The following is a 17,563-nucleotide window of genomic DNA, read 5'->3' as shown; positions in this document are numbered from 1 at the left end:
TTACCATAGGAAACCGCACGATTACCCTGCAAGGATCATAGGATTACCCATTAAGATTGGAGGATTCCCTTATTTAAGCGCTTACATTTTCCGTGTTATTCTGATGGAGGTAGGAATTCTACTAATTTCTTCTAGGGGGAAAAGAAATTGAAAAAATGGACGGTCATGCTTATGGCTGTTACGGCAACGGCAGTCGTACTGTCAGGTTGCGGCAGCAGCAACAACAATGGCGGGAACGATTCCGGCGGTAACACGGCTAACACCACGAACAACGGCGGCGGAAATACAGGATCTACTAACACGAAGAACAATGCCGGCACCAAGAGCGGCGACGTTGTAACGATCAAAACAAGCATCACGGCAGGCGAGCTGTCCAAAGATCAAATCGCCGAATTCGAGAAAGAGCATCCGAACATCCACGTTGAAATCGAAGAAGTCGATGCCACGAAGCTGGCAGCAGAGCTGGCTACTGGCGACGCCCCTGACGTTATTCGTATTCTCGGCGTACAAGATCTTCCTAGCTATGTAATCAAAGGCATTGCGACTGACTTGACGGATCGCATCAACACCAGCACGGTGTTCAAAGCGGACGACCTGATGGATATCACGAACGTATACCGCTTCGACGGCAAGACAGTCGGCGCCGGCCCAATCTACGGCTTGCCGAAAGACTGGTCCAATGACTATGCCATTTTCTATAACAAAAAAGCATTCGACGCTGCAGGCGTACCGCTTCCGAGCACGACGGAGCCAATGACGCTGCCTGAGTTCATCGATCTGGCTAAGAAGCTGACGATCAAAGGCGCTGACGGCAAAATCAAACAATACGGCATCGGCACGAACAGCGGATCGAAAGTAGAGCCTACGTATGACGGCATGCTCGAATATCTGCTCAGCGCCGGCGTGAACATCAACACCGACGACTTCTCGTCGATCAACTTCGACAATCCTGCGGTTAAGGATTACATCAATACTTGGTTGGATGCAGTTAAGAACAACGTCGGACCTAACTCCGTTAACAACGACCAATCGGACAGCGGCGATCTGTTCTTCAAGAACCAAGTTGCTATGCAAGTGTTCGGTTACTGGTACAGCGGCGTAATTCGTAACGAAGAACGCGCTAAATCCCATATTGAAGATTTCGGCATGCTGCCTACGCCAATAGCTCCGGGCGGAACTCGCGTAGCGCCTACGGGCAGCGCGACCGGCGGTATCATCAACGCGGCTTCCAAACATCCGGACGAAGCTTGGACGTTCTTCGAGTGGTACTTCGGCGGCAAACCAGCCGACGATCGTGCTAAAACTGGCTGGGGTCTTCCGATCTTCAAGAGCAAAATGGCTTCCCTGCCTGCCGTTACTGCATTCGACAAACAAGTCAATGAAGTTATGAAAGGCGAAATCGAGAACTCCAATAAATACATTATCTGGAACCCTTACCTCGGCAATGGTGGCGGAGCAGTCTTCAGCAAATACTCGCAACCGTTGCTCTTCGGTAAATCATCTATTGAAGATGCAATTAAAGGCATGACTAAAGATGCTGGCAATGCCATCGAGGAAGCGAAAGCCGCAGCCGGACAGTAAATTAAGTCTAGCGGGGAGGGTTCGAGGGCGAACTCTCCCTTCTCGTCATAAAGGAGCGAAAGTATGAAAGAGAAGACTAAACGAACCGTTGCGTTCTACTCGATGATCTCACCATGGTTTATCATGTTCTTGATTTTCGGTCTTTATCCGATGATATACGGTCTCTACTTGAGCTTCACCAACTACTACGGCTTTAATATCAAGAAACTGAAATGGACCGGCATGCATAACTACCACCGGGTATTTACGGACTCTGACGCCATGTACTCGCTCGGTCGAACGTTTTATGTCACGATTATCAACGTACCTCTCGGCATGGCGGTCGCTCTCGGTCTGGCCATGCTGTTGAACAGACAGGTGCGCGGAGTCGGGATATACCGGACGCTCTTCTACCTGCCTTCCATCGTGCCAGCGGTGGCAAGCGTCATCATGTGGAAGTTTATGTTCTCCAGCAATGGCGGCGTACTAAACGGTATTCTGGACTTCTTCGGTATAAACCCCGTGAACTGGCTTGGATACGACTATGCCACGACTTCCCTGCTCATCATGCTCTTATGGGGCGCAGGTGGCGGCGTGTTAATCAATCTGGCGGGCTTGAAAGGCATTCCGCGGGATCTATATGAAGCGGCATCGATCGACGGTGCAACAGCGCCACAGCGGACGTTGCGGATTACGCTGCCGCTCATGACGCCGGTTATATTCTTCAACGTCATTATGGGTATTATCGGCTCGCTGCAAATCGGTTTGCAGGCCATCCTGCTGAGCGGTTCGAGATTGCTCGACCGTCCGATCCAGCCGAACTATCTGTACTTCGTCCATGCGTTCCAGCAAATCTTTGCCTTCCAACGGTTCGCATACGGTATGGCATTGCTATGGGTATTGTTCTTAGCGATTCTTATCCTAACGGCGATCGTGTTCGTGACAAGCAGATTCTGGGTTCACTATGAAACGGATCAGGAGGGATAACGAGTGAAGACAGAAACGACAGTCAAAGGAAGCATTCCACTATATGTGGCGTTGATTCTCTTCTCCGCCATCTTCGTATTCCCGATGTACCTGGCCTTCGTGCAAGCGCTCAGCGCCTGGAATACGACGCCAGGCTTCGTGCCGGTCGGCTTCCATCCGGAGAACTTTAAGTACGCGACGACTTTGATCGACTTCTGGAATTTTACGAAAAACTCGGTCATTCTCTGCGTGATCTCGCTCCTCTCGGTCGTGTCGAGCGGCTTGGGCGGCTATGCGTTCGCGCGGATCGCGGCGCCGGGCCGTAACGCGCTGTTCATGATCGTATTGTCGACGATGATGCTGCCAACTATTATTACGCAAATTCCGCAGTATATCCTGTTCCACAAATACGGCTTGATCGATACGTTCTGGCCGTGGGTATTCGGCGGTATCGGAGGCAGCGCATTCTTCATCTTCTTGTACCGTCAATTCTTCGCGGCGATTCCGAAGGAGCTGGAAGAAGCGGCGCGGATCGACGGCTGCTCGATCTTCCGGACGTACTGGAATATCTTCTTGCCGATGTCGATTCCGATCGTGGCAACGGTAACGATCATGATTTTCCAAGGCACGTGGGGCGACTACCTGGGTCCGTTCATGTACCTGAAGCAAGATCACTATCCGCTCGCTACTGCACTTAGTATGATCAGCTACAAGATCGAAGGGAACGACAAACTGATTCTGACCTCCGTATCTACGGCAGGCGCGATTCTGCTCGTCGTTCCGGTTATCATAACGTTCTTCCTCGGACAACGCTATATCGTCGAGGGGATCGTTACCACAGGCGTTAAAGGGTAATTGAACTGTCTGCAGCGCTAAGCGCGCATCGGGGAACCGGCGCGCTTAGCGCTTTTTTATGCGTTTATCGCGTTTCTCATACCATACGATTACCCTGTAAAATAAGAGTATCATCGTATACAAACGCTTACATCGCCCGTGCTATCCTTAGTTCAAGGGTTCGAGCAAGGATTATTTTCATTTCTGCAAGGGGGTTAATGAGTTGAGGAAATGGACGTTCATGCTTACGGCAGTCACGGCTGCGGCCGTTGTGCTGTCGGGTTGCGGTAACGGCAGCAACAATGGAGGCAGTGCCGCTAACGGCAACAGCGGCAACAGCGCGAATAGCGGAAATACAACCAACGGCGGGAATGCCGCGACGACGAACGATAGCGGCGATACGTCCGGCAACGCGGCAGCAACAACCGATAATACGGGCACCAAGGGCAATGGCGAAGTCGTCACGATCCGCACGAGCATTTCGAGCGGCGAGCTGTCCAAGGATCAAATCGCCGAATTCGAGAAGGATCATCCCAATATCAAAGTCGAAACCGAAGAGCTCGACGCGACGAAGCTGGCGGCCGAGCTGGCAACGGGCGATGCGCCCGACGTCATCCGCCTATCCGGCGTATTCGATCTCCCGAACTATGTCATCAAAGGCATTGCGCTTGACCTGACGGACCGAGTCAATACGAGTTCGGTATTCAAAGCGGACGATCTGCTGCCGATCACGAACGTGTTCCGCTTCGACGGCAAGACGGTCGGTACGGGCCCGATCTATGGCATGCCGAAAGACTGGTCCAACGACTATGCGATCTTCTATAACAAGAAGGCGTTCGACGCCGCAGGCGTGCCGGTGCCGGATCCTACGAAGCCGCTGACTTGGCCGGAAGTATTCGAACTGGCCAAGAAGCTGACGATCAAGGACGGCGACAAAGTCAAGCAATACGGCCTGGCTGCCAACGAATGGGGCAAGACGGAACCGAACTTCAATAACCTGCTTCAATATCTGCTCAGCGCGGGCGTAGATATCAACGGGGCTGACAACGGAACGGTCAACTTCGATAACCAAGCGGTCAAAGACTATATCAGCATGTGGGTGCAAGGCATTAAGGATAACGTCGGCCCGAACTCCGTCAACAATGACCAAACGTCCGGCGGAGATTTGTTCTTCAAGGATCAAGCTGCAATGATCATCGACGGTTACTGGTACAGCGGCGCGATCCGCAGCAACGAAGGAGCCAAGACGCATCTGGCCGATTACGGCATGCTGCCTACGCCGATCGCGCCGAACGGTATGCGCGTAGCGCCTACGGGCGGCGCAACCGGCGCGATTATCAACAAGGATTCGAAGCATCCTGACGAAGCTTGGACGTTCTTCGAGTGGTTCTTCGGCGGCAAGCCGGCCGACGACCGCGCGAAGGCGGGCTGGGGTCTCCCGATCTTCAAGAGCAAGATGGATCTCCTGCCGAAAGACACGGAATTCGACAAGCAAGTCAACGCCGTTCTCCAAGACGAGCTGAACTACACGAGCCAATATCTGAAAGTGAACCCTTACCTCGCAGGGGGCGGCTGGTCGATCTTCGATAAGTACGTGCAGCCGCTGTACTTTAACAAATCGACGTTGGACGATGCCGTCAAAGGCATGACCAAAGACGCTAACGTGGCCATCGACGAAGCGAGAGCCGCAGGCGGAGAGTAAGCATAATTCAAGTTTACGGGGAGGGTTCCGGGCGGAACTCTCCCTGCTTGTCATGAAGAGAGATGAAGAGGTAAGCGTTGCGTTCTGCTCGAGCGAACCGGCAAAGGAGCCGTCGTGCTCTTCGCCTCCGAACGCGGCGTTTATCGGCGAGCCCAGATCGTACTGTTCGGCGCAAGCCGTTAATGAAGAGAGGATGAGCGCAGCATGATCGCAATCGAGAACTACTGGGAAAATCCTGAACGTCTTCACGTCAATCGTGAAGCGCCTCGGGCGTATTACATTCCGTATCGGGACGCGGCATCGGCGAAACGGCGCAAACGGGGGCAGTCCCCTTTTTACCGGACGCTGAACGGCAATTGGAAATTCCAATACCGCGCGTCGGTGCAGAATGTGGATGCGCCTTTCTGGGAGGAAGCTGCTGACGTTTCCGGCTGGGATGATCTTATCGTGCCGTCCTGCTGGCAGGCGAACGGCTATGACCAGATGCATTACACGAACGTGGCTTATCCGATTCCGTGCGATCCTCCTTACGTGCCGGACGACAATCCGGCCGGACTCTATGTCCGGGAATTTCTGCTCGGCGACGATTGGAACGGCAAGGAGCAATATGCCGTGTTCGAAGGCGTCAACTCCTGCTTCTACGTGTGGGTGAACGGCGAATTCGTCGGCTACAGCCAGGGCAGCCGCGTGCCGGCGGAATTTCTGATTACGCCGCATGTTCGTCCCGGCCGAAACCGGATGGCGGTCATGGTGTTGAAATGGTGCGACGGTACGTATATCGAGGATCAGGATTTGTGGCGTTACTCGGGCATTTTCCGGGATGTCTATTTGCTGGCTAGGGACAAGGCGCATATCCGCGACGTGTTCAACCGGCAGTCGTTCACCGAAGGCTACGGCAGCGCGGCGCTGCGCGTTGAAATGGAAACGACGGACAGCGTTCGGACGGTGGCCGAACTGCGCGATGCGGGCGGAAGCCTGATTGCTGCAGCCGAAGCGGATATTTCCGGACAGGGCACGGTCACGCTGAACGTGGACGCTCCGCTGCTTTGGACCGCGGAGACGCCGTATCTATACGAGCTGACGCTGCGCGCCGGCGAGGAAACGCTGCTTTTCCCGATTGGGTTTAGATCGGTTACGACGGACGGCGGCGTCTTCCGCATTAACGGACAGGCGGTCAAGCTGAAAGGCGTCAACCGTCATGATTCCCATCCGAGCCTCGGCCAGACGATTCCGCTTGCGCATATGATCGAGGATTTGCAGCTGATGAAGCGGCATAACGTCAATACGATCCGTACATCGCATTACCCGAACGATCCGCGTTTCCTGGAGCTGTGCAATGAATACGGCTTCTATGTCGTGGACGAGGCCGACCTGGAGTGCCACGGCATCGGCATGGCGGAGGACTGGAAGGACGGCGCGTTCCACCGTTTGTCCAACGACCCTGCATGGAAAGAGGCATTCATCGAACGCGCTTCCCGGATGGTGGAGCGGGACAAGAACCAGCCTTGCGTCGTCATGTGGTCGATGGGCAACGAGTCCGGCTATGGGCCCAACCATATCGCGATGGCGGAATGGACCCGCGGCCGCGACGGCTCGCTTCCCGTTCATTATGAAGGCGCGACGGCCGGCTACAAGGGGAACGAAGATACGAGCAGTCTCGATGTCGAAAGCCGCATGTATGCTTCTCTGCAGGAGATGGAACGGTACGGTCAAGATCCGGCGCAAACCAAGCCCGTCTTCTTGTGCGAATACAGCCATGCGATGGGCAACGGGCCCGGCGATCTGCAGGATTACTGGGACGTCATTTACCGCTATCCGAACCTGATGGGCGGCTGCGTCTGGGAATGGTGCGATCACGGGATCCCGCAGACGGCGGAGAACGGGCAGGCTTATTTTGCTTATGGCGGGGATTTCGGGGACAAGCCCAACGACGGCAACTTCTGCATCGACGGACTCGTCTCGCCGGACCGCAAGCCGCATACGGGCCTGCTGGAGCTGAAGAAAGTCATCGCGCCGGTTCGATTCGAGGCGGAGGATGCGGAACGCGGGTTGGTCAAAGTGACCAATCTGTATGACTTCATCGGGCTTTCCCATCTCACGCTGCATTGGAAGCTGGAGCGGGATGGCGAGCTGCTGCGTCAAGGCTGGAGCGGTTCGCTCGAAGCGGCGCCGCAAGCCTCGCAAGTGATTGAATTGCCGAGCGAGTGGAACGAGAAAGCTGACGGCGCGTGCGATCTGACGCTGTCCTGCCGCTTGAACAGGGACACGGCTTGGGCGGAGGCCGGCTATGAGGTAACGTTCGAGCAGTTCCGTCTCGGCACAGTGTCGACAGCTTCCGTGGAGGATGACGGCGGAGCGGCGGCGGGAGCGGCTTCGGCGGGCGATGGGAATGGCAAAGGCAAAGGCGCTGGAGCGGGAGCGGGAGTTAGAGCCGCTACGGCACGCACTGGGGCGGCGGCTTTACAGGTTGAGGAAACAGGCGGCTTGCTGTCGTTAAGCGGTCTTGATTTCCGTCATGTCTTCGATCTTCGTCAGGGCGTGTTCGCGGGTATTTCGAAGAACGGCGTGGAGCTGCTTGCAGAGCCGCAGCGGTTTCAAATTTGGCGCGCGCCGACCGACAATGACCGCGGCATTCGCTCCGCTTGGGAGCACGAAGGTTTCCAGCGAGCCGCGATGAAAGTCTATGACGCCGCATGGGAACGCCAAGCGGACGGCACGGCTGCCATCCGCGTACGCTTCTCGCTCGGGGGCTACATCCGGACGCCGATCCTGCAAGGCGAAGCGCTGTGGACCGTGGATGCGGCAGGGACGATTCGCTTGCGCGCGGACATGCAGGTGAAGGACAGCGCCACGCATCTGCCGCGCTTCGGGGTGGAACTGGTCATGCCGGCAGGCAGCGAAGCCGTGGAGTATCTGGGCTTCGGGCCGCATGAGAGCTACATCGACAAGCGCCGCAGCGTGCGCCGCGGCAAATACCGGACGACGGTGGACGGCATGTTCGAGTCGTACGTGATGCCGCAGGAGAACGGCTCGCGTTACGGCACGGAATGGGCGACCGTCACGAACGCGCTGGGCATGGGCCTGCGCTTGGAAGCGCCAGGCAGCTTCTCCTTCCAAGCGTCGCACTTCACGGCGCAGGACCTGACGGCTGCGACTCACACGCATGCGCTGAGGCCGAGGAAGGAAACGATCGTCAACGCGGATTACCGCATGGGCGGCATCGGTTCTAATTCTTGCGGACCAGAGCTTCAGGAGCGTTATCGCTTCGACGAGAAATCGTTCACGTTCGAGCTGGTCGTTCGTCCGGTATTCGCGGAGGACGAATAAGGGGTTGTGACGTGGCGTAACGTGGCGTGAATGATAGTGAAATGAAAGAAGGGCCATTCCCGAAAGTGCGACACTTTCGGGAATGACCCTTTTTGGGTTGGGTTGTTGAGCGCTGCGAGCTGTTGGCCGCTGGTGCTTTTCCGGGCTGTGAAGGAATTCGTCAGTTTTTCCGCCGATGAAGTGTACTGGGAGCAGCTCATGGCTGGAATTCGTCGGCTTTCCGCCGACGAAGTGTACTGGGAGCAGCTCATGGCTGGAATTCGCCGGCTTTCCGCCGACGAAGTGTACTGGGTGCAGCTCATGGCTGGAATTCGCCGGCTTTCCGCCGATGAAGTGTAATGGGTGCAGCTCATGGCTGGAATTTACTAGTTCTCCGCCCACAGTCCACCGCTCCGCTGCCCGCCCTTCAAACCTAGCGCTTCGCGCACAACGCCGAAAGCTCGGCAAGCTCGCGCAGCTCGTCCGAGCCGAGCGCGAAGGTCATCGCGCGGACGTTCTCTTCCGCATGATGCGGCTTGGAAGCGCCCGGAATGGCGAACACAGTCTCGCCGTTGGCATGAATCAGCCAATTGAGCGCGACCTGGCTTGGCGACGCGCCGTATTTGACGGCCAGCTCGTCCAGTCGGTTGATCAGCGGCTGCGTCCGCTGCAGCCCGGCGGGCTTGAAGCCGCCGGAGAACTTGCGCGGACCCGTGATGCCTTTGACGAGCGCCGGATTCTTGTGGAACTTGCCGCTTAGAAGACCCTGCTCAAGCGGCGAATAGGCAATGATGGAGACGCCCAGCTCCTTGGCCGTATCCAGAATGCCGTTGCGTTCGATGCGGCGGTCCAGCAGGTTGTATTTGACCTGGTTGGACGTCAGGCGCAGGCCGTGCGCCCGCAGCGCCTTGTCCGCCTCGCGCATCTTCGCGGCAGAGAAGTTGCTGACGCCGATATGGCGGATGCGGCCGGCTTTCGCCAGCTTGGCCATCTCGTTCATCTCCGCGGTCGCCGAGGAGAAAGAGTACGGCTGGTGCACCTGGTACAGGTCGATCGGCCAGCCCTTTAACCGGCGCAGCCGCTCGTCGATCGTGCGCGGGATGCTCCCCGCCGTGCGCATGATCGGCCACCACTTCGTTGCGATGTACGTCTCTCGGGGAGAAGCTCCGGCGGCATGCAGCGCATCGGCCAGCGCTTCCTCGGAACGGCCGCCGCCGTACACCTCGGCCGTATCGAACCAATTGATGCCGCCGGCCAAGCTGGTGCGCACGATCGACGCGATGTCGGCATCGTTAAGAACGGGCCAGAATTTCCCGACCATGCCGCTGCCTTTGCTGAACTGCCAGCAGCCGAGCCCGAGCGGAGACAATTCCAGATCGGAATTGCCCATGCGCCGAAGCTTTACTTGCTGTGCGCCGTCTTTGACAACGCCGGCTGCTCCGACGCGAAACGAATTTTCCTTGTCTGTGGCCGTTATGGACTGTTCATCATGTTCCGGTTGCGCCATACCCGCATCTCCTTCGTATAATTTGCGCTGTTGGAGTCATTGCTAGCAAATAAACGCATGCATGCCATGGTTGCACTCACGCCGCCGAGGCGTCTGCCTAAGCGTTCGCGCCGCGGGGCAGTCCGCCTAAGTGATCGCGCTGCCGAGACGTTCCACAGTGCACGCGCCATCAGGGCTGCGCCCGATCACTCTCTCAGCAGGACCTGCGCCACCAAGGCTACCTGCGCCGCCAAGGCTAACCTGCTCCTAAGAGCGCGTATACCCGATGACCAGCTCCAGATCCAATTGCTCGCCGGCTGCAAGCTCTGGCAGTCCGTCCCGCGTGTTCAACGCGCTGTTCAGCGCCATCCACGGTTCCACGCAGACGAACGGCGAGCCGTTCACCTGCCAAAGCACGACGTACTTGAACGCATCGCTGTACGACAGGACAACCGTGCCGCCGTCCGGACCCGGGAAAGCGATACGGCGAGCCGAAGCGTCGAGCAGGGCGACGGACTCTTTTAGGCCGTCAAGCGCAATCGCGCCTTCGATCGGTTTGACGACGTTATCGTTGTAATCGAGGTATTTCGTGGCATCCGTGTCATAGACCAAATTCTTGTCCGATGCGCGGAAATAAGGATGGAAGCCGGCGTAGAAAGGCATGCTCCGCTCCGATAGATTGCGGTACGTTTGGCGAATGGCAAGCTCGCCATTGACAAGCGCATACGTGAATAGCAGCTCGAACGCGAACGGGAATTCAGCCAGCGTGCTGTCGCTGCTATGCAATCGGACCGTTACGGAAGCTTCGCCATTCTCGGATACGGAGACGACCTCCCAAGGGCGATTGCGGGCGACGCCGTGATTGCGCATCGTGTACGTAGTCCCTTCCCACTCGAACTTGCCGTCTACCAGCTGGCCGCTAATCGGGAACAGCACCGGGTTGCCGCCCCGGATATTCGCTTGCGGATCGACGAACGTCGCCCGGTCGAAATAGAACAGTTCCTCGCCGCGCAGCGTGCAGCCGATGGCAATCGCGCCTCGCTCCGGGCAAATGGTAACGGAAGAGTTCGTCTCGGCGTCCTTCAACGTATAGAGCGGAAAAACATCCGCGTGCTGCTCAACTTCATAGCGCTTTTGATTCATGTTGTCTTGGCCTCCATCAATAAAGTTTTCTAACAAAATCATACCATATTGCATAGCCCGGACTAAAGCGCGCCTAAATTTATCCATTTCCCCTCAGCTATATTGCATTGTTGAATAGCTGGTGATATAGTATAGCTATCGAGCGGAGGCTCATTATTTTTTTAGCCAGCTATGCTACATTAATTAATACTCAACGATAACTAATAGGGGCGCTGCGAATGAATGTGCAATTTAAGAAAGGCGTGCTCGATTTATGCGTGCTGGCGCTTACCGCTTGGGATGACCGGTACGGCTACGAGCTGGCGGTGACGATGTCGGCGAAATTCGAAGTTGCGGTCGGCAGCGTGTATCCGCTGTTGAACCGGCTGACGCAGGAAGGTTATTTCTCCACGTATCTCAAGGAATCGAGCGAGGGGCCGCCGCGCAAGTACTACAAGCTGACCCCGCAAGGACATGCGCATCTCATGGCGCTGATTCGCGAATGGCGGAGCTTCTCCGTTTCCGTGGATGAACTCATTAAGGAAGGTGTAGAGCGATGATCAGAGAGCAGTATTTGGGTCACTTATGGGAACTGCTTGCTCCCGTGCCGGAGAAGCAGCGACGGGAATGGATGTACGACTACGAGGAACATTTCCGCGTCTCGGCAGAGCTTGGACGGAGCGAGGAAGAAGCCGCAAGCGAGCTGGGCGATCCGAGACTGATCGCGAAGGAGCTGCTGCTGAACTATCGCGTCGAACAGGCTGACAAGAAGAAAGGCAGCATTACGCTCGTGTCGCGCGCGGTGTTCGCGGCGGTCAGCCTCGGTTTCTTCAATCTGGTATTTGTGCTTGGGCCGTTCTGTGCCGTGCTTGGCGTGCTGGTTGCGCTTTGGGCGACATCCCTGGCAGTTGCGGTATCCTCGCTGATGGTTATGTACGAAGGCTTGTTCGGTGAAGCCGTGACGAGCGTTCAAGCTTCGTTCATCGCGCTTGCGCTCATCGGACTCGGCATGCTGCTAGGCGCCGGAACGCATTGGTTGACGCGCGCGTTCGCCAAGCTGACGCTGCAATATTTGAAATTCAATTCCAAAGTGATAAGGGTGAGAAAAGGATGAGGAAATGGGTATTCGTCGGGCTCATTCTGTTCGTGGTCGGGCTGGTCGGCGCAGCGGGCACGATCGGAGCCAAGGGAGACTTCTCGTTCGGAACGGAGAAAGTGGATAAGCAACAATCGATGTCCGCGGAGGGCATTCGCAATATCGATATCCAAACCGGCAGCGTCGACCTGACGATCGTGCCAGGCACGGGCAACGAAGTGAAAGCAAGTTTGACCGGCCGCGCAAGCAAATCATATCTCGACAAGATGAATATCTTGCTGAAGAAGGACGGAGACACGATCAAGGTCGGCTTCGAAGACCATATCGGCTTCCGTATTGGCATCAATATTCTGAACGTGAATCTGAAGCTCGAGGTGCCGCAGCAGCAATACGCTAATTTGAAATTGGACTCCGGCAGCGGAGACAACGTGATTAACGGGTTGAAGGCAGATGCTTTCGAACTGGACGGCGGTTCCGGCGACGTCGACTTAAACGGACTGCGAAGCAAGACGATCAAGGTATCGATCAGCAGCGGCGACCTGTCGCTTGCGGACGTAACCGCCGATGGGGACGTAACGTTAAAAACCGGCTCGGGCAATATCTCGGCGGATCGGCTGACGGCGAAGCGGCTGGACATCAATCTGAGCAGCGGCGACGTCGACCTGTCGGAGGCCGAAGCGGAGTTGAACGTGAAGACGGGCAGCGGCGATATTACGGTGGAAGGGAAGACGCTGGATTTCCCGGCGACGCTGAAGACGGGCAGCGGCGACGTGGGGATCTTTACGGATCGGCAGCCAGCCGATGTCGCAATCAGCTACAGCTCCGGATCCGGCAGTCTCGACAATGACTGGGATGGCGTGAAAGGCAGCACGGACGACGATGACATTCATCATCTCGTCTTCGGCAGCGGCTCCGTGCCTGTTCAAATCCATACGGGCTCCGGCGATCTCGACGTAGGGAAAAGGTAATGCGCAAGAGGACTTTGTTTCACCGATCCGGTGGGCGAAGTCCTTTTTTTATTCGAGTATGCGTCCATTTCGCTTGTAACGACTACATTTTACTCCTTCATAATCCGATATTCTGAATAGAGGTCTATATTTCGTTAAAAGCTCATGTTCCGCGTCCGCCCCGCATAAACTTCGTTGGTTATGACATGGGAGGGATGGCGGAATGGTGGAATCTCCGGATGTGTCGCTTTTGCCTTGTACGCTTCATAACGGCGTGAAATGCTTCGAATTGATTGCCCAGCCCGTGCAGCAGGAATTGCTCCCGGGCTTATTCATGCAAGGGTACGGATACAACGGTTCGATTCCGGGACCGACCATCGTCGTGGAGCCCGGAGACCAGGTGCGAATTCGCGTCACCAACCTGCTGCCGGAGGCGACCTGCGTGCACTGGCATGGCCTTGACGTGCCGAATACGATGGACGGCGTTCCGGACATCGAGCCGACTCCGCTCATTCGGCCGGGTTACTACGTCGATTACGAATTCCGTATCGTCAATCAACCAGGCACCCATATGTATCACAGCCATCATGAAACGATCCGCCAAGAGATGATGGGAATGGGCGGACTGTTCATTATTTGGGACCGTTACGAACGGGGGATTTCGCGGGATTTTGCTTATATGCTGCAGGAGTTTGCGGTGACCGGCCTGCCGAAAGGCAAGCTGGGACCGGGCACGTACGCGATCGATCCGTTGTCGGACGGCTTCAATTTTTTCACCATGAACGGGCGCTGCTTCCCGAATACGTCACCGCTTCAAGCGAGGCGCGGGGAGGTGTTGCGGATTCGAATGGCGAATCTTGGTATGCAAGGGCATCCCATGCATCTGCACGGCGTGCAGATGCTCGAAACCGCATGCGACGGCAACGAGATTCCGCCGTGGAATCAGCTTCGCCGAAGCACGGTGCTCGTGTCTCCGGGCGAAACGCGTGACGTGCGGTTTCTGGCGTGGAATCCGGGAAACTGGCCCTTTCACTGCCATATCCCCCATCATAATGCGAACAACTTCACGTTGCCGACAGGGGGCATGTTTACGACAATTCAAGTCGGCTAGGCGCAGGATAACCGAGGATGAAGGAGAGGGATTTTAACTTATGCAGGGACGTCGCAGAGCCGTTATCGGACCGTTATTGGCCGCTATTCTTCCGATCGTATTATTTGAATGGTTTCGTTCGCATCAAGAAGCTGACATGACGATGAAAATGCCGCATGGCCATTTCATAATCGTTACGATCGTGGCGGCGCTGGCCACGCTGGTTGCGGTTGCCGTCGGCATAGCAGGACAGCGGCTTCGCAACATAAAGGTCGGTTTCCTGTCGCTGGCGTACTTGTCGCTGGCTGGCGTTTTTCTCCTTCATGGGCTGACGACGCCGGGGTTTGTGACCCATTACGGCGATTTGCCCGCGATGTTCGCCCAGCTCAGCGTATTGCTGGCTGCCTTATGGCTCGCGTTATCGTCCTTATCGACGGATCATTGGCTTGTTCGGCAGATCGCCAGAAGGCGGCAGTGGCTTCTCCCCGTATGGCTGATGACGCTGCTGCTGCTCGGGATGCTTACGATGCTGGTTCCGGACATGATAGGCGATATCCCGCTGGCGACCAATCCGAACAAATGGCTGGCGGCCGGCATAACATTGGCTGCCTGCGCATGGACCTTCTACCGATACTGGCGTTCTTATCTGTCCGCGGGATTTCCGCTGCAGAAAGCGATCGTATACAGCGTAAGCTTGATTATCGCCGCGCAGTATATCATCGTCGAAGGCAAGACGTGGCAGCTGAGCTGGTGGATATACCATCTGCTGCTGCTGGGCTCCATACTGGTGATGGTCGCCGGCTTGCTTCGGCAGTACTTCTCCCAAGGCTCGTTCAGCTCGTCGCTGCGCGTGCTGTTCCAATCCGATCCTCGCGCCTGGCTGGAGGCCTGCAAGACACCTAGCGTGAAAGCCCTCATTATGGCGACGGAAGCCAGGGATGCCTACACCGCGGGGCATAACAATCGCGTGGCGCTCTACGCGCTCCGGCTCGGCGAGGAGATGGAACTTTCCAAGGACAAGCTTCGCGCCATCGCCCAGGGCGGTGTCGTCCATGACGTCGGCAAGCTGAGGGTACCGGATGCGATTCTGAATAAAGCCGGCAAGCTGACGCAGGAAGAGCGCCGCGTCATCGAGCAGCATCCCGTTTCGGGGTACGACATGTGCAAACAGCTCGGATTTCTTGGCGATGAGCTTGCTGTTATTCGGTCTCATCATGAGAAGTGGGACGGCACGGGTTATCCCGACCGGCTGCGCGGAGACGACATCCCTCTGCTCGCGCGCATTACGGCCGTCGCGGACGTTTACGATGCGCTGACCTCGTCACGATCCTATCGGCAGGCGATGTCGCACGAAGAAGCGATGGCCATCATCGTGGCAGGCAGCGGTGTCCATTTCTGTCCGACCTGCGTCAAAGCGTGGCAGCACTTGGCATCCGTGGACGCCGGCTTTATCGGCGAAATCGCCGCAAGCAGCAGGACGCTGCGGCTCGTGCATCAAGCGATGCAGGAACGCGCCTGAACTTCATAGTCAAGCATTACAGCGCTGCAGGAACGCGCCTGAACTTCATAGTCAAGCATTACAGCGCTGCGAGGGGCATGCCCCTCGCAGCGCTGTAATGCTTAGTCCGCAAATCAAGCGGCACTGTAACGCTTGGCCTCGCAAATTAGGCAACGCTGTGACGCTTAGACCCGAAGACCGAGCAACGCTGTAACGCTACATTCCGTTTACCGATAAACGCTTTAACGCACTAAACTATAAAGGCGCAAAATGGCGCGGTTTTGCGTGTTCGACGCTTAACCTCGTTTTTTATGGCCAAATAACCTGCGGCGAAACTTTTAACGCTTGCGCGATGAGCAGCGCCGTCTGACGCTGGGGCTTGTTGATTTTCCCATTGCGCAGCTTGGAAATGGTTTGCATGGAGATTCCGGTTACGGCGGACAACTGCTGGGCGGACATATAATTGCGGGCCATGAGTACTTTCAACGTGACGGATGAGTCGACGGTATCGGATGCATCCGGGGCAATGGATCGAATGTCCGATACGATGAAAGCGATGTTCTTCAGTCCCCCGTCCATGTGATAGAACGGATGATACGCGATGTGCAGGTCCAACTGCGCGGAATCGGTAAATTCCTTGGTCCGGACAACGATATGATGCTTTTGGCGCTGCTGGGCGGTCTGTTTGAGCACGGTGAGCAGACGCTCTCGTTCATCGTCATCCAAGTATTCGTTCAGAAGTTCGCTTTCGGGAAACCGATGATTGTCGAAAACAGGCGTCGGGTAGTACTTGAAGAAACGTTCGACAATGAACTTGTCGTTAAGAATGCCGCCCAGGAGCACCTTTTGAGATTCCCGCATGCCGTCTATCCAGGATTTGGCGCTGATGTCTTCGGCAGTCAGCAGGAAGGCGTTCTGCTCTGTTTCGGTGAGGGCCTCGCAGGTCAATAGCAGACGGAGCGGGTCATCGCCGGCCAAATGCTGCAGCAGGCAGGTTTCGTGCTGAGCGAGCGAGAGCATCCTGCTTCGGTCCCATTCCGAGAATAAGCGTTCCGGCGGCAGACCTTCCAGCACATCTCCGGAGCAGCCGACCAGACGGGAGAAAGCTTTGTTCGCGACATTAAAGTGGCAATCGTCGTCATGGTCGACAACGACGACGGCGAGCGGCGTTTTGAGATTCTGAAAAACAACGGTAGAAAGCATCACGCGGCATCCCTCGCAATCTATTTCTTAATGACTAGAACGTATCCGTTGTCGCGATACGCTGCAAAACATGGCCCACCGCTTGAAGACGGCGAAAGCCCTTTCTTGTTAACTGATTATACAACAGTATAAGAGTGGCGATTCTACTTTTCAACTGGGACTATTTTTTAAGAGGCAGGAATGGTGCCGAAACCCGAAAGCGTTTCAATAGCGGAGCGTGAATAGCCTTCGTAAAGCGATGACATTTCGTTAAACCCCGGGCGGGCACTTGCAATAAATTGACATGCAAATTTAAATATTTATCGATGTGCAAATGCAGTCCTTTTCATTCGACGAGTACCGAAATTTATAGTGAAATTGCGGCTTTGAAGGTCTTTTCAAACCTTTCGTAATCCCTCATAATAAGACAAAATGCATCATGAGATCCTGACATCGAGAGGAAGAATTTAGATGAATAATTGTAAAGTCCACGCATGCGATAAACCTATTAAAGCGAAGAAGATGTGTTCCATGCATCACCAGCGCTGGCTGAGGCACGGAGACCCCGAGGTCATTAAAGTTCGCCAAGCCGCCGAGCCGACCGCCTGCAAATGGATTAATTGCAGCAAGCGCTCCGTCAGCAAAGGTTATTGCGCGAAGCACTATTACATACAACGCCTGCATCAGCTCCGAACGAATCTGCAGGACATGAACGTGCCCCGATAAATTACCTATGAAGCCGTTTCCTCCCAAGTTATAATGAGGTATTACGAC

15 protein-coding genes are annotated in these 17,563 nt (G+C 55.9%); 12 read left to right on the top strand and 3 right to left on the bottom strand.

What is annotated here, in order from left to right:
• The first annotated feature begins 147 nt into the window (after positions 1-147).
• From GZH47_RS12695 to GZH47_RS12670, 6 genes are all read left to right on the top strand, one after another.
• Positions 148-1,581 carry an ABC transporter substrate-binding protein gene (locus GZH47_RS12695; RefSeq protein ID WP_162640422.1) on the top strand — a complete coding sequence of 478 codons (1,434 nt, stop codon included), beginning with the start codon at positions 148-150 and terminating at the stop codon, positions 1,579-1,581.
• A gap of 63 nt (positions 1,582-1,644) precedes the next feature.
• Entirely contained in the window at positions 1,645-2,547 is a 903-nt protein-coding gene (locus GZH47_RS12690; protein ID WP_162640421.1) for a carbohydrate ABC transporter permease, read from the top strand.
• 3 nt (positions 2,548-2,550) lie between these two features.
• Complete coding sequence (locus GZH47_RS12685) at positions 2,551-3,381, top strand: carbohydrate ABC transporter permease (RefSeq protein ID WP_162640420.1); 831 nt, start codon at positions 2,551-2,553, stop codon at positions 3,379-3,381.
• A gap of 202 nt (positions 3,382-3,583) precedes the next feature.
• Positions 3,584-5,062, top strand: a complete 1,479-nt coding sequence (locus GZH47_RS12680; RefSeq protein WP_162640419.1) for an ABC transporter substrate-binding protein — start codon at positions 3,584-3,586, stop codon at positions 5,060-5,062.
• A 204-nt stretch (positions 5,063-5,266) separates the two neighbouring features.
• Entirely contained in the window at positions 5,267-8,389 is a 3,123-nt protein-coding gene (locus tag GZH47_RS12675; RefSeq protein ID WP_162640418.1) for a glycoside hydrolase family 2 TIM barrel-domain containing protein, read from the top strand.
• Between the two features lie 147 nt (positions 8,390-8,536).
• The gene (locus GZH47_RS12670) at positions 8,537-8,728 is read left to right on the top strand and encodes a hypothetical protein (RefSeq protein ID WP_162640417.1); all 192 of its coding nucleotides are present in this window, start codon (positions 8,537-8,539) and stop codon (positions 8,726-8,728) included.
• A gap of 73 nt (positions 8,729-8,801) precedes the next feature.
• Here the strand turns inward: GZH47_RS12670 and GZH47_RS12665 are convergent, their stop codons facing one another.
• The gene (locus GZH47_RS12665; RefSeq protein WP_225446534.1) at positions 8,802-9,758 is read right to left on the bottom strand and encodes an aldo/keto reductase; all 957 of its coding nucleotides are present in this window, start codon (positions 9,756-9,758) and stop codon (positions 8,802-8,804) included.
• Between the two features lie 363 nt (positions 9,759-10,121).
• Positions 10,122-10,997 (bottom strand): aldose epimerase family protein, encoded by an 876-nt coding sequence (locus GZH47_RS12660; protein ID WP_162640415.1) that lies wholly within the window; start codon positions 10,995-10,997, stop codon positions 10,122-10,124.
• A 218-nt stretch (positions 10,998-11,215) separates the two neighbouring features.
• Here GZH47_RS12660 and GZH47_RS12655 point away from each other — a divergent pair, with 218 nt between their 5' ends.
• The 5 genes from GZH47_RS12655 to GZH47_RS12635 all read left to right on the top strand — a co-directional run bounded on the left by GZH47_RS12655 (position 11,216) and on the right by GZH47_RS12635 (position 15,628).
• Entirely contained in the window at positions 11,216-11,536 is a 321-nt protein-coding gene (locus tag GZH47_RS12655; protein WP_162640414.1) for a PadR family transcriptional regulator, read from the top strand.
• Positions 11,533-12,090, top strand: a complete 558-nt coding sequence (locus GZH47_RS12650) for an HAAS signaling domain-containing protein (RefSeq protein ID WP_162640413.1) — start codon at positions 11,533-11,535, stop codon at positions 12,088-12,090. Before GZH47_RS12655 ends, GZH47_RS12650 begins: the two co-directional genes overlap by 4 nt.
• Complete coding sequence (locus GZH47_RS12645) at positions 12,087-13,040, top strand: DUF4097 family beta strand repeat-containing protein (RefSeq protein ID WP_162640412.1); 954 nt, start codon at positions 12,087-12,089, stop codon at positions 13,038-13,040. The genes GZH47_RS12650 and GZH47_RS12645 overlap by 4 nt, the downstream gene beginning before the upstream one ends.
• Positions 13,041-13,242: 202 nt before the next feature.
• A complete protein-coding gene (locus GZH47_RS12640; protein WP_162640411.1) occupies positions 13,243-14,130 on the top strand; it encodes a multicopper oxidase family protein in 888 nt (295 codons plus the stop codon).
• Positions 14,131-14,170: 40 nt separating this feature from the next.
• On the top strand, positions 14,171-15,628 hold the full coding sequence (locus GZH47_RS12635; protein WP_162640410.1) for an HD-GYP domain-containing protein: 1,458 nt from the start codon (positions 14,171-14,173) through the stop codon (positions 15,626-15,628).
• A gap of 288 nt (positions 15,629-15,916) precedes the next feature.
• Here the strand turns inward: GZH47_RS12635 and GZH47_RS12630 are convergent, their stop codons facing one another.
• Complete coding sequence (locus GZH47_RS12630) at positions 15,917-16,810, bottom strand: helix-turn-helix domain-containing protein (protein ID WP_225446533.1); 894 nt, start codon at positions 16,808-16,810, stop codon at positions 15,917-15,919.
• 450 nt (positions 16,811-17,260) lie between these two features.
• On the opposite strand from GZH47_RS12630, the gene GZH47_RS12625 reads away from it, so the two are divergent.
• Positions 17,261-17,515 carry a hypothetical protein gene (locus GZH47_RS12625; protein ID WP_162640408.1) on the top strand — a complete coding sequence of 85 codons (255 nt, stop codon included), beginning with the start codon at positions 17,261-17,263 and terminating at the stop codon, positions 17,513-17,515.
• Positions 17,516-17,563 lie beyond the last annotated feature (48 nt).

The sequence above is a fragment of the Paenibacillus rhizovicinus genome, from assembly GCF_010365285.1.
In the GTDB taxonomy this organism is placed as follows: domain Bacteria; phylum Bacillota; class Bacilli; order Paenibacillales; family Paenibacillaceae; genus Paenibacillus_Z; species Paenibacillus_Z rhizovicinus.
This window is presented reverse-complemented; position numbering and strand designations above follow the sequence as displayed.